Raw genomic sequence first — 13,491 nt, 5'->3', positions numbered from 1 at the left:
TATTAGCTGAAGAACTTAATCAATGGGTTATCAGGATTTAGCGCAATCGGTAAATAGACAATCAGTAGATAAAGGGCGAAAAAATTCACCACCACGCTCAGCCAAAAAAAGATGATGAAGCGTTTTTTCTTGGTTTTATGGTAAAGGAGTTGCCGGGCAATAAGTGCACCAGGCCAACCGCCCAATAATGCTGCTACGTGTAAGCTGGCCTCAGGAATACGTTGTGTTTGGGTAATCGCTGCTTTTTTGTCCAGTGCGTAAAGCATAAAAGTCAGCACACTGATTACCGCGGAAGTGAGCGCGAGTGTGGTTGATAACACAGCCAATACGCCGAGGAAGAATAAGGCGATGAACCCAAAAACCAGCAATTCGCCACAGCGTAAATGCGGACTGCGGTGGTGGTCGATAATGTAATGCGCATCCCAATCGAGTTTGTCCGCATCTTTAGCAAAGACCACACGTTTGGCACTGTAACGGCCATCGTTTTGTTGTGCGATAAAACACACCTGATCGCCTTTTTTGGGACGATGATGGTGGTATGGAAGATTAGAAATATGAAAAAAAATCCCTTTTTTGACGCCATCCTGGTGAATAAAACCATAGCCTTTAGCGTCATTCCAATGCTGGATATAGCCAGATAACGGGGTGTCGAGAGGGAGTTTTTGATTCGAGTTATGCATCGTTGTATTTATTGATCTTGGCATAAAACTATCATGGTGTTAACGCCTTGTGATGTCACGATTGCTGCTGCGCACGCAGCAGGAGATATTGGCGTAACGTCAGCCAAAAAGAGCCTGCCTCGGCGCCTTTATTGATTCGGTCAAGTTTGGCGCTTAAATGCAGCATATTCACTAAAAGCCCGCGGGAAAAATGCCTTGCGGCTTCGCGGTAATGCCCTTTTTTTGATAAAAAATGCGGTATTGTTTAAATATCGACTCATGGTCTTTGGGGATGGCGTTCTTGAGCTGCAGCATTACCGTACAGTCCCTGTGCAGGCTCCAGGTAATGAGTACCGCTTCGTTATTGCGCTCAGCTTCGAGTCGACAGGCGATATGATACGCTTCCAGCCAGTTCTGCATGATCAAAGCATCGCTGAGTGCAAACGCGCCAAATTGAGACATATCCGCGAGTAAGTCTACAAGCAGCTCTGCGCTGATGATGTCTTTGTGTTGCGGGTGGATGGCTAGACGATCGATGGCTTGCTGTCCGGCAAGCAGGTTGCCTTGGCTATAGTCCATTAAGCGGACATAGGCAGATTCTGTTAAGTGTAGCTTGGCATGATGTAGGCGTTGTTCGATTTGTTTGGCAAACGCTTTAGGGAAAAGGGTTTGTGATTGAATAACCAAGTTGTCTTTGGTAAATAGGTTTTTCACCCATGCCTTGCTTTCAGGTTTTTCAAGATCCGGTGCGTAAATGATTAGCCGGGTGTGCTTAAATTGATGTCCACTAAGCGCACTGAGGGCGTCGGCGGCTTTTTTATTCAGATTTTTGTCTTCAATAACTAATTCGATCAGCCGCTTCGGTGAAAACAATGAGGGCGTATCGATTTCATTGCCGAGTTGTTGCCAGTTAAAGCCGCTACCGCTATCAAGACGTTGGCGTTCGCTAAAACCATCATCCTTTGCGCGCTGTTTGGCTGCATGTAGGGCTTCTAAATTAAGCAGCGGTTCAGCGCCATAAATTAAGGTGATCGGCGGGCACTCGACGTTTTGAAAATACGCGGGCGCCTGCTCTGCTTTGATGTTCACGGTTTACCTACAGCGCTGATAAAGCGCAGTAATTTATCGGCGTTTTCGCGCATCAGGCGAATATGTGCCTCGCGCTCTTCTTCGCTGTTTCCTAAATAGGTGTTACTCGCGTACTCGATAGAAGTTTGTGAGCTGATACGACGGGTGCCAAGTACAACGCCATCGCGGCTGATCGTGGCAACAAAACCATCATTAAGCTCAATTTCTCGGGTGCGGTCGGTATTATTACCCATAGCCTTTTCAATGCGCCGGTTATCGATGTCGCTGATCACCACAGTAAGCGCATCGTTGCCTTGCTTAAGTAGCGTGATTTTCTGGGCATCAATATAATCGCGTAACACCAGCGCTAAATCGCCACGGTTATCAGGGGTTACCAGATAGAGTGTATCCGGGGTATAACTTAAGGCGCCTTGTGTCCCTTTGAGGTGGAAACCACAGGCAGACAGTAGCACAACAGCGCTCAACAAAAAGGCGGTACGTAATGAGGGCATGGTCCATCCGTTTGCGGGTTCAAGGATGCTCTATTGTAACGCAAAGCACTAATTTAATGCCACCAAAGGCATGGTGTAACCGACACCGTTCACTCATTTAAACGCGTTAACCGCGGCGCACATTTTGGTGTTCACGGCTCCGCAATTGCTGCATGTCGTTGAGATAAGTTTGAATCAGTTTCGATTCGTAGAGTGTACCAAGATAGATCGGGCGCTCAGGGCTTTCTAAGATCGGGATATGTGTGCCGTCAAACTGTCCCATAAGCTCCACAGCTTCCCATAATGAGCTGTGACGATATAGGTGTTGCCCATTGTCTTCAACAAATTCACGAATCGGCTGATCGCTATTATCGCTTTCGCGTAAGGCTGCGCGGATATTGAGCAAGGTGATGCGCCCTAGATAGATGCCCTCATCATCAATAACATAGGTGCTCACCAAGCGTTTTTCTAATACTAAAGTTTCAGCGTCTTTTAAGGACGTGTCGGCAGAGATGGTGATTTTACTTTGATCGACCAAGCCCATGATCTGCTGGCGTTTGAGGTAAATCATGTCGCGGCCGACTTCCATATTAATCCCACGTGCGCGCAACTGTGCGTCAAAGAATGAACTCACACCAAGCAAACGATAACCGATGATATTAGCAATCACTACTCCAAGCATGACGGCAGAGGTGACACTAAAATCACCAGTAAACTCTAAACAAATCAAAATCATTGAAATCGGTGCGCCAACAATCGCACTGGCCATCGTCGCCATGGTAGCAATCACAAGCATGCCGTTGTCTTGAAAAGCCACTGGGAAATAGAGCACGCTGATTTTTGAGATGATCGCGCCAAGGACAGCGCCAAAAAATAGTGCTGGACTGAATATCCCACCCGGTACGCCAAGGCCAAGCGTACAGGTCGTAATGAGTAATTTAACCACCAATACGGTGACTAAGAGCGACAGGGCAATATCGTGATAATTGGTGACGCTGTGGAGAAAATAGCTACTGATCCCCATCACTTCAGGGACAAAATACCCAGTGATCGCCATGAGGACGGCCGCGAGCATGATCCGTTTTCCGATACCAATTTTCCGGCGATTGATATAAAGCTGCATGCTGATCACGGCTTTAATAAACAGCGTGCCAATCAAACCGGCGATGATCGCGCTGAGAATGACGGACAAATGCACCAATGGATTCTCAATTGTAAAATCAGAGGTGCTTAAAAACGTGGGAATGTTAAACACTTCGGTGGCAAAAATATGGCTGATCACCGCGCTGATTGTCACAGGGGCGACCGCACGTACCGAGAAAAAACGAAATATCACTTCATGGGCAAAGACTACCGCTGCGATTGGCGTATGAAAAATAGCAGCAATCGCTGCAGCCACCCCGGCACCAATGCATACATGCATATAGTGGCGTTTGAAGAGTTTAAATGTATAAGAGAAATAGCCTAAGGCTGCGCCAAGCTGCACAATCGGTCCGTGTTGCCCCACGGAATAGCCGCTACCAAGCGCGAGCATTGACGCGCAAACTGAATAGAGCGATGCCGGTAAATTAAAATTGGTTTGGTCGATATGAATGCTTTCAATCACATCAGCCTGGCTGTGTTGACGGCGCTCAGGAATACGATAGAGCAAAAAAATCAGTATGGGCGCGCACAATAGTGGTGCTGCTGCGCGAATCCAGGCAACATTGATATCCAAGGCACTGGCCAGTAAATTGCTTTGCCAGCCTGAGCTCAGCAGATGGATAATCTTGTAAAAAATGCTGGTCAGCATGGCCACTAAGATGCCCACGACGATCGGCATAAAATAACTAAAAAAAATGCGTATCAAGCGATTCATATAGACTAATGATAGAATAAAAATGCTAGAATGTCGTTATCAATATGTTCAATGAACACAGGTGTCAGTGATGACATATTGGTTTTTTTATCTCTTAACTTCAAGGAGTTTATGATGCGTAAGTTAGCAGTAGCGATTTTATTGGCCAGTGGTTTAGCACAAGCGGCTGATGTGAGTGTGAGTGATTGTGTGATTCAAGAAGTATTGCCGACCAAAATGATGACCGGTGCGTTCGTCACATTTAATAACGAATCAGATAAAGATATCGCGCTGGTTAGCGCAGAAATTCCTTCTATCAGCGATAAAATTGAGCTCCATGAAATGGCCGTAGTAGACGGTGTGATGAAGATGCAAGAAATCAAACAATATGATCTGACTCCGGGTGAGCACCAATTTAAAAAGGGTGGTTATCATGTGATGATCATGGGCATTAAAGAAGCGCCAGAAGTGGGTAGCGAACATGAAATGACCTTCAATTTTGCTGATGGTGAGAGCGTCAGCTGCCAGGCACCGGTTTATAGCATCGATCAAGTGATGGAACATTTCGGTATGGACGGAAAAGAAGGCGGCATGAGCCATGATATGAAAGGCATGGACATGAAAGAAGGCGAGATGAGCCATGACATGAAGGATATGGAAAAAGCTGCTGAAAGCACTGAACATGCTCACTAATGCTTAACCTTGCATGAAGCATAAACAGAAAAAAACAACGCTGCTTATCGCAGCGTTGTTTGGTTTTATCGCGCTAGCCGCTGCGTGGTTTTTTTTGCGGGATGTCACTCCAGATCAAGTGATGAGCGAGTTATTTGATCTTAACGCCCCGACGCGGTTTGCTTTTGTGAGTGAAGCAGAGGAAAAAACGGTTACCGTGGTCGATGTGATTCAAGGCCAGAGTATCGGTCAGTTAGCGCTCGATGCGACGCCAGATTTTTGGGCGTTAAGTGCAGCTAGTGGACAATTAATCTATGCGCCTCAGGGGAGTAAGCAAGTCTATTTTTATGACACCACGACCCACGAATCGCAACAGCAAACGCTCGATATGGCCGTTGAACATTGGCAGTATCATGACGGTGACAGACGGCTTTTTTATGCCGATCAACAATCGGTTGCGGTGCTCGATATGGTCGATAAGCGCATAGAGCGCATCCCAGAGCCGCTAAATGATATTAAGACGATTTTTTATGACGGGTTTGCGCAGGTCTTATGGGTGCTGGATAAAGGTTCGCCATCGCTGGTTGCCTGGTCGATGGATGACAATCTACAAACAGCGTACCCACTGCCTGAAGATTGGCAGGATTTTTCGCCGTTAGCCATAACCCCGGATGGGCGTTATTTGATTTTCGCCGCAGCCAATCAACAGGGTATTTATCAAGCTGTGTTTTGGTCATTATCTGAGCGACAAGTAGCAGCGACTGTAGGTCAATGGACTTCGCCAATTCTGCAACCCTATGTTGATAGTAATGGGCGTTATGCCTGGCTATTTTCTGAAGAAGGCAAAGGGCTGCGTGTCGCTGTGGATGATTTGAGCGATGTGGTGGATGTGCCACAAACTGGGCAATCGTTATCGGTTGTGGCGAGCGGTTGGCTTGATCAACGGCTATTACTTGCCGGTAAAAGCTTAGATTTACAAAGCAGCAAAGATTTTCAGACCATCGATCAGCAAACATTACCTGGTACCGTACAAACGGTGTTTATTACTGCTGATAGCAAAACGGCGCTATTAACCGTACATGGTGAGGCGGCGTTATACGCCTATGGGTTGCGTGATGGGACGCTCAAGCGCTTGGAGCTGCCGTATATTGACGCTGCAGATAAGGTGATCATGGGGGCGAGTAATACCTTATGCCATTAGCGTCATGTTTTTCTGGTGAGTGAGGCACTGATAGCTGCTGGTAGAGCGCTTGATCTAACATCATACACATAAGCCATCGAAGTGCTCGATGGTTTTTTGATAGCTTAATGGCACGCGAAAATGGTTAAAATAGAGCGGTTTTACTAAGTTGGTTTGATTAGGTGGATTGATGCAAACATCTCTTTACGAGGCTATTTGGCGCACGCTGACCGATAATGAGGTTAATCGGAAGCTAAAAGATGCCTATAAATTACACTATGCGTATCGCGATGGTTTGTTGCACCGTGAGGCAACGGAAGTCCGATCTTTACCTGATGCAGGACGACCAGCGAAACCAGCGTTGGTGTTGCCAAGAGACGTTCCACGCCGGCGCTTAGATACCAATGAAGGGGTATGCGCGATGTTGCACGCGATTGCGCATATTGAGTTTAATGCGATTAACCTAGCGCTCGATGCCGCATATCGTTTTCAGAATATGCCGGATGCGTATTATCACGACTGGCTGTTGGTCGCCAAAGAAGAGGCGTATCATTTTAGTTTGATTGTGGAGCGATTAGAAGCGCTTGGTAGTTACTACGGGGCTTTTCCTGCCCATGATGGCTTGTGGCAGGCGTGTGTGGATACGGAATATGATGTGATGGTGCGCATGGCGCTGGTGCCACGGGTGATGGAAGCGCGCGGTTTGGATGTCACCCCGGGGATTCAACGCAAATTGCGCCAGCATGGTGAGACACGGAGCGCAGATTTACTGGATGTGATCTATCGTGATGAGCACGGACATGTTGCGATTGGCTCGAAATGGTTTAAATATTGTTGTGCCGAACGCGGTTTAGATTATCGCGAAACTTTTGCTGATTTATTAAGCAATTACCTTAAAACACGGATTCGAGGGCCGTTTAACCTCGAAGCACGCTTGCAGGCAGGGTTTGATGATTTAGAGATGGCGATGCTTGAGGAAATCAGCCAATCCTGACAGCGGGTTTAATCTACAGTATTATACATTGAGACAGAGGCTTGTGATGCGACTGTTGGGTTCTGTGGTTTTGAGCCAGGGCTGAAACAGAGGCAGGTTGTTACATTGAGCGAACGGATTTAGATAGTAAAGGATTGTTGGAGGAAGCGTTCATGCGTTGGAAACAGGGGAGAAGAAGCGGTCGGGTGAGTGATCGACGCGGCAAAGGTGCTGCGGTGGGCGGCATCGGGTTAACCGGGATTATTATTGTACTGGTTGGCTGGTTTATGGGCGTTGATCCGCGCATGATGCTTGGTCTGGTCGATGCAGGAAGTTCCATGCTCGGCGGCTCATCAAGCACAACCGACAAACCGCCGGCTGAAGACGATGAAATTGCGCAATTTATTTCGGTGGTCTTTGCGTCGAATCAAGATGTCTGGGATAAGCAATTGGCCCGCTATGGTGAGCGTTATCAGCAAGCATCAGCAGTGATTTTTGATGGGAATGTGCAAACAGCCTGTGGCATTAACAGTCAAGCGGTTGGGCCTTTTTATTGTCCTGGCGATAAAACCGTCTATTTGCCGCCAAGCTTTATTAACGATTTGCGACGCTTAGGTGGCGCAGGCGATTTCGCCTTTGCCTATGTGATCGCGCACGAAGTGGGGCATCATGTGCAGAATTTACTGCAAACCTTGCCACAAGCGCATCAAGCGATGCGTGGGCGGAGTAAAAGTGAGGCAAACGCCATTTCGGTTGCGCTCGAATTACAGGCCGATTGCTATGCCGGTATTTGGGCGAATCATGTTGAGCGTACCAGCGATATTCAGCTTGAAGCGGGCGATTTACAAGAAGGGTTGCGCGCCGCTGCTGCGGTTGGTGATGACAGCATCATGCAGGATGCCGGACGATCGGTTCATCCGGAATCATTCACCCACGGTAGTGCTGAACAGCGCCAATATTGGTTGAATCAAGGGATTCGTTATGGTTCGATTGAGCGCTGCGATACCTTTAGTCAGCTTTAATCGATCTCACTAAGTTTGATTGATGACAAGAAGGCACCATTGATGGTGCCTTTTTTATACGTATCTCAATAAGACCGAATTAATCGACGAAGGTTAGCCAGCCGTGTGGATCAGGCCGGAGGCCATACTGCACATCCATAATCGCGCGACGGAGCTTGAGTGCGTGTTCCTGGCTTTGAACCTCGATCGTTTCATCGCCGATGAGGAACGCAGTCACTGGGGCAATCACCGCTGCTGTCCCGGTGAGCGCAGCTTCAGCCCCGTTGTTAATCGCTTCGCGTAAATCATCGACGCTGAGTGAGGTTTCGTGCGCTTGATAACCCAAATCCTGGGCGATTTGCAAGGTAGTGCGGCGGGTAACCCCATGAAGGAATTCATCGCTGAGTGATTTCGTAATTAAGGTATTGTCTTGGATTAGGATAAAGTTTGACGCGCCGGTTTCTTGCACATCACCATTCGGGCAGAACAACACCTGTTGTACGTCTTTTTCTTTTTTAGCGATCATTTGCCAATAAAGGGCGGAGGCGTAGTTGCCACCGCTCTTCACACTACCCATATGTGGTGCGCAGCGCTGGTGTTCGGTTTCAACCAACAGTTTTAGTGGTGTGCCTGGAGTGAAATAATCACCAACCGGAGAAGCAAGTACGTAGAGCATTGCGGTGTCTGAAGCAACCGCGGCTTTACCGATGTTTGGATCAATCCCGATTAAGGTTGGGCGTAAATAGAGTGACCCTGGCGCGTCAGGAATCATATCCCTACAACGACGCACCAGATCAATAATCATCTCGCGCAGCAATGACGCATCAGGAGCGGGTAGATAGAGGCGTTCCGCACTTTTCTGTATGCGCTCAATGTGTGCATCGAGGCGAAAAAATCGCCATCCGTCCATCACCATGACGAAACGCTTTTAGCCCTTCAAAGCACGTGCTGCCGTAATGTAAAACGTGCGCTGCTGGATGTAAGTTTAATGAATCACTGCCTTGCCATGAGACCGCCTGCCAGCCTGATTGATACACAGAAACCGGCATCTGTTCATAAAAAACGCTGCCAAACACGGCGGGAATCGGACGTGGCATAATGAATTCCTTACATAAAGCTAAAGCGGAGATTATAGCGCGCAGGTTTTACCTTGCCTAGGCGTGTTTTTTGCGAATTAATCAGCTATTTCTGGTCTGATGCTCACATATTAGGCTGTAGTTAACTCATATTAAAGATAGAGAGCCATTTAGCTCTTATCCAAACGGTAGCCGATGCCGCGGATGGTGCTAATTGGCAGTTCGTAATCAATGCCCTCAAAGGCTTTACGTAAACGCCGGACCGCGACATCCACCACGCGATCACCAACTTCCGCAAAATCGCCCCAGACTTTGTGAATAAGCTGTTCACGTTCGTGTACTTTGCCCGGTTGACTGATAAACACTTTCAATAGCTGAAACTCGCGACGATGCAAGGTAACCGTTTGTCCTTGGCAAGTGACTTCGTGGGTTTCGCTATTAACCACAATCCCTTTCCATTCGATGACATCGCTGCTTTCGTCGCTGTTCGCACGACGCAGCAGAGCGTTAATTCGTGCGGTTAATTCAGCAATCGAAAACGGTTTGGTTAGATAATCATCAGCGCCGCTGTCGAGGCCTTTAATCACATCTTGTTCAGAGGAGCGTGCGGTGAGCATGATGATTGGGATATTCGCAGTTTCGCTACGCTTGCGGAGTTGCTGCAGCAAGCTGACGCCGTTGCCGTCAGGGAGCATCCAATCAAGAATAATTAAATCTGGAGTGTGTTCGGAGAGTTGGTGTTGTGCGGTTTGTAAGCTTTTGGCTTCACTGAAGCTAAAACCTTCGTGCTGCAGGGCAAAGGTGATCAATTGGCGAATGCCACTTTCGTCTTCGACGATCAAAATCTCTTTAGTCTGGCTCATGTTTTTTGATGAATAGCTGTTGGCGATAATGACGCAGCTCATCGATAGAATCTTTGATATCGGCGAGCGCTGTATGGGTACTTTGTTTTTGGTACATCGCATCCGGATACCAACGCTTGGCAAGCTCTTTAAGCGTGGATACATCAAGGTTGCGATAGTGGAAAAAAGCTTCTAAATCCGGCATGAGTCGCGCCATAAAACGGCGATCCTGGCAGATACTGTTGCCACACATCGGCGACTGTCGTTTGGGCACATATTGCCGGACAAACTCAAGCGTAGCCTGTTCGGCCTCAGCGTATGAAATAGCGCTGGCTTTTACCCGATCCACTAACCCCGATTTGCCATGATAATGGGTGTTCCATTCATCCAGGTTGTCGATAATCTGATCCGGTTGATGAATGGCGAGCACCGGGCCTTCAGCAAGTATATTGAGTTCCGCATCGGTGATGATGGTCGCGATTTCAATAATTTCGTGGGTTTGGCTATCCAAACCGGTCATTTCAAGATCAATCCAAATCAGGTTATTTTTATGAGCAAGCATGGGTACATTTTATTCAACATTGCCGCAATTCTAACAGAAACTTAGCCAAAAGCCCGATTTTTGCTAACAACAATACTTCACCACGTGGTAGTCCTTTAAAAGGAATGTTATTCAAATAAATCTGGCTAGATAGCAGCTTTATGAATTAGACCAAAAAAGCATGTAGCAAATTTCATCCCTAGAAAAATTGGTTTTTTCGAGAGTAGAAGCGTAAAATATCCATAAACTTTATATAGTAAAGTTGTTAATTTAACAAAGACAAGGTTGCACTATGTTATATCTGGAATTTTTGCTCTTACTGGTATTTTTATATATTGGTAGTCGTTATGGTGGTATCGGTTTAGGGGTTGTATCGGGAATTGGCTTACTGGTAGAAGTGCTAGTTTTACGGATGCCGCCAACCAGTCCTCCTGTTAACGTTATGTTGATTATCTTGGCAGTGGTAACTTGTGCGTCAATTCTAGAAGCAGCAGGTGGTTTAAAGTATATGTTACAAGTGGCGGAACGTATTCTAAGGCGTAGCCCAAAACGTGTGACATTATTAGGCCCTACTGTGACCTATATTATGACATTAATGCTTGGTACAGGTCATGCAGTATACTCAGTAATGCCAATTATTGGCGATGTGGCTTTAAAAAACGGTATCCGTCCAGAACGGCCAATGGCTGCTGCATCTGTTGCTTCACAATTGGCAATTACAGGCAGCCCTATTTCAGCGGCAGTAGTTTATTATCTGAGTCAGATTGTCCAACTTCCAGGACATGAGAATATTACATTACTTGGAATTATTTCTGTAACCATTCCAGCTACTTTTATCGGAACAATGGTGCTGTCGTTTTATAGTATGCGCCGTGGTAAGGAGCTGCAAGATGATCCTGAGTATCAACGTCGTATGAGTGATCCGGTGTGGCGTGAGCGCATCGAAAATACGACAAATACATCTTTAGATGAAACGTTACCATCCTCAGCACGTAATTCAGTGTTGTTATTCTTACTGGCATTAATTTGTATTGTGATTGTAGCGATGGTGCCTAGTATTCGCACTATCGGAGGAGAGAAGATATCTATGACGCCAATTATTCAAATGATGATGTTGGCGTTTGGTGGTATTATCCTGCTCGCTACGAAAACCGAAGTGCAAAAAGTTCCAACTGGTGTGGTTTTTAAATCAGGGATGGTTGCTGCTATTGCCATTTTTGGGATTGCATGGATGAGTGATACCTATTTTAAATATGCGTTGCCATCGTTTGAGCAAGGTATTACACAAATGGTGCAAAGCTATCCATGGACGTTTGCTTTGGCATTGTTCATAGTTTCTGTGGTGGTTAACTCACAGGCCGCAACCGCTCGAATGATGTTGCCGGTCGGGTTAGCGATGGGTTTACCAGTACCATTATTGATAGGGTTGATGCCTGCTACTTATGGCTATTTCTTTATTCCTAATTATCCTTCGGATATTGCGACAGTTAATTTTGATGTGACTGGAACAACAAAAATCGGCAAATATTATTTCAACCATAGTTTCATGGTTCCAGGGCTAATAGGTGTAGTTGTTGCATGTGTTGTTGGTGTGTTGCTGGCTACTTTTTTTATTTGATATACAAGATGTGGAGCATCTTATAAGGGGTTAAATATGGCGATTAAGCCACTTCCTTCGTTGATTGCGATAGGCATTGCCTTAGCGATCTGGTTTGTGATTCCTGTGCCCAATGGGGTTGATCCGAATGCCTGGCATTTGTTGGCGATTTTTATTGCCACGATCGCGGCGATTATTGGTAAAGCCTTACCGATCGGCGCACTGGCTATTTTGGCTATGGCTGTGGTGGCGATTACAGGGGTGACCAACGATAGCCCAAGTGGCGCAATTAAAGACGCACTGTCGAGTTTTTCCAGTCCGTTGATTTGGTTGATTGGCCTTTCGATCATGATTTCACGTGGCTTGATTAAAACAGGTCTAGGTGCACGGATTGCGTATTACTTTATTTCCTTATTTGGTAGGAAAACGTTAGGAATTGGTTATTCACTCGCCTTTTCTGAGCTGGTCATAGCGCCGATTACCCCCTCGAATACTGCGCGTGGTGGTGGGATTATTCATCCGATCATGCGCTCGATTGCGAGCAGTTTTCATTCAACGCCTGAAGAGGGAACGAGCGGCAAAATTGGTCGTTATCTAGCGCTGGTGAATTACAACACCAACCCGATTACCTCAGGGATGTTTATCACCGCCACTGCGCCGAATCCGTTGGTGGTGAAATTTGTTGCTGAGGCGACAGGTTCACAAATCGAGCTAACCTGGACCACTTGGGCATTGGCTATGTTGCTACCGGGTTTGGCGTGTTTGCTGGTCATGCCGTTAGTGATTTATTGGTTAAGTCCACCTGAGGTTAAATCCACCCCGGATGCGACCAAGTTTGCCCGTGAGCGCTTAAAAGAGCTTGGTGCGATTAAGCGTGATGAATGGATTATGCTCGGTGTGTTTGCCTTATTATTATTGTTTTGGGCAGATATTCCGGCGTTAGTGTTCGGTGAAGGGGCTAAGTTGCATTCAGCGACCACGGCGTTACTTGGTTTGTCATTGTTACTGATCACCGGTGTGCTGAGTTGGGATGATGTACTAAAAGAGCGCTCTGCCTGGGATACGATTGTCTGGTTTAGCGCATTGATTATGATGGCGAGCTTTCTCAATAAACTGGGCTTGATTGGCTGGTTTGCCGATAGTATTCAATCCGGGATTGCCACAATGGGCGTTAATTGGATCGTGGCAGCGGCTATTCTCACGTTAGTGTTTCTGTATTCGCATTACTTTTTTGCCAGTACTACCGCGCATATTACCGCGATGTTTGCGGCATTTTATGCGGCGGGGTTGAGTCTTGGTGCGCCGCCGATGCTGTTTGCGTTGATTATGGCCGCAGCGGGTAACTTGATGATGAGCTTGACCCACTACGCAACAGGTACTGCACCGGTTATTTTTAACTCTGGTTATGTGTCGCTTGGACGTTGGTGGAGCATTGGTTTTGTCATGAGTGTGATCAACCTGGCGTTGTGGATCGGGGTTGGTCTCTTATGGTGGAAATTATTAGGCTATTATTGATAGGTGATCAGATTAAAAAAAGCGCGGAATACCGCGCTT

General features: G+C 46.8%; 12 protein-coding genes and 1 pseudogene. 6 read left to right on the top strand and 7 right to left on the bottom strand.

Annotated elements, in window-relative coordinates:
• Nucleotides 1-2 precede the first annotated feature (2 nt).
• The 4 genes from L0B52_RS04460 to L0B52_RS04445 form a co-directional block, all read right to left on the bottom strand.
• Nucleotides 3-680: a DUF1294 domain-containing protein gene (locus L0B52_RS04460; protein ID WP_235065383.1), complete on the bottom strand. Its 678-nt coding sequence runs from the start codon at nt 678-680 to the stop codon at nt 3-5.
• A 171-nt stretch (nt 681-851) separates the two neighbouring features.
• The gene (gene holA / locus L0B52_RS04455; RefSeq protein WP_235065381.1) at nt 852-1,748 is read right to left on the bottom strand and encodes a DNA polymerase III subunit delta; all 897 of its coding nucleotides are present in this window, start codon (nt 1,746-1,748) and stop codon (nt 852-854) included.
• Nucleotides 1,745-2,239 (bottom strand): LPS assembly lipoprotein LptE, encoded by a 495-nt coding sequence (lptE, locus tag L0B52_RS04450; protein WP_235065379.1) that lies wholly within the window; start codon nt 2,237-2,239, stop codon nt 1,745-1,747. The genes holA and lptE overlap by 4 nt, the downstream gene beginning before the upstream one ends.
• Before the next feature lie 106 nt (nt 2,240-2,345).
• A complete protein-coding gene (locus tag L0B52_RS04445; RefSeq protein ID WP_235065376.1) occupies nt 2,346-4,040 on the bottom strand; it encodes a chloride channel protein in 1,695 nt (564 codons plus the stop codon).
• A 147-nt stretch (nt 4,041-4,187) separates the two neighbouring features.
• On the opposite strand from L0B52_RS04445, the gene L0B52_RS04440 reads away from it, so the two are divergent.
• The 4 genes from L0B52_RS04440 to L0B52_RS04425 all read left to right on the top strand — a co-directional run bounded on the left by L0B52_RS04440 (nt 4,188) and on the right by L0B52_RS04425 (nt 7,902).
• Nucleotides 4,188-4,748 (top strand): copper chaperone PCu(A)C, encoded by a 561-nt coding sequence (locus L0B52_RS04440; RefSeq protein ID WP_235065375.1) that lies wholly within the window; start codon nt 4,188-4,190, stop codon nt 4,746-4,748.
• A 13-nt stretch (nt 4,749-4,761) separates the two neighbouring features.
• A complete protein-coding gene (locus L0B52_RS04435; protein ID WP_235065374.1) occupies nt 4,762-5,928 on the top strand; it encodes a YncE family protein in 1,167 nt (388 codons plus the stop codon).
• A gap of 169 nt (nt 5,929-6,097) precedes the next feature.
• A complete protein-coding gene (locus L0B52_RS04430; protein ID WP_235065373.1) occupies nt 6,098-6,901 on the top strand; it encodes a ferritin-like domain-containing protein in 804 nt (267 codons plus the stop codon).
• Between the two features lie 152 nt (nt 6,902-7,053).
• Nucleotides 7,054-7,902 carry a neutral zinc metallopeptidase gene (locus L0B52_RS04425; protein WP_235065372.1) on the top strand — a complete coding sequence of 283 codons (849 nt, stop codon included), beginning with the start codon at nt 7,054-7,056 and terminating at the stop codon, nt 7,900-7,902.
• Nucleotides 7,903-7,981: 79 nt separating this feature from the next.
• Here L0B52_RS04425 and ilvE read toward each other — a convergent pair.
• The 3 genes and pseudogenes from ilvE to orn form a co-directional block, all read right to left on the bottom strand.
• A pseudogene (gene ilvE / locus L0B52_RS04420) lies at nt 7,982-8,978 on the bottom strand (branched-chain-amino-acid transaminase).
• A 149-nt stretch (nt 8,979-9,127) separates the two neighbouring features.
• Nucleotides 9,128-9,820 carry a response regulator gene (locus L0B52_RS04410; protein ID WP_235065368.1) on the bottom strand — a complete coding sequence of 231 codons (693 nt, stop codon included), beginning with the start codon at nt 9,818-9,820 and terminating at the stop codon, nt 9,128-9,130.
• Nucleotides 9,807-10,361 (bottom strand): oligoribonuclease, encoded by a 555-nt coding sequence (gene orn / locus L0B52_RS04405; protein ID WP_235065366.1) that lies wholly within the window; start codon nt 10,359-10,361, stop codon nt 9,807-9,809. The genes L0B52_RS04410 and orn overlap by 14 nt, the downstream gene beginning before the upstream one ends.
• A gap of 271 nt (nt 10,362-10,632) precedes the next feature.
• Here orn and L0B52_RS04400 point away from each other — a divergent pair, with 271 nt between their 5' ends.
• The gene (locus L0B52_RS04400) at nt 10,633-11,958 is read left to right on the top strand and encodes an anaerobic C4-dicarboxylate transporter (RefSeq protein WP_235065365.1); all 1,326 of its coding nucleotides are present in this window, start codon (nt 10,633-10,635) and stop codon (nt 11,956-11,958) included.
• Between the two features lie 36 nt (nt 11,959-11,994).
• Nucleotides 11,995-13,452, top strand: a complete 1,458-nt coding sequence (locus tag L0B52_RS04395) for a DASS family sodium-coupled anion symporter (RefSeq protein ID WP_235065364.1) — start codon at nt 11,995-11,997, stop codon at nt 13,450-13,452.
• The last annotated feature ends 39 nt before the right edge of the window (nt 13,453-13,491 follow it).

The organism is Suttonella sp. R2A3 (assembly GCF_021513215.1).
In the GTDB taxonomy this organism is placed as follows: domain Bacteria; phylum Pseudomonadota; class Gammaproteobacteria; order Cardiobacteriales; family Cardiobacteriaceae; genus JAHUUI01.
Note: the sequence above shows the minus strand (reverse complement) of the source record. Positions and strands in the feature narration are given on the sequence as shown.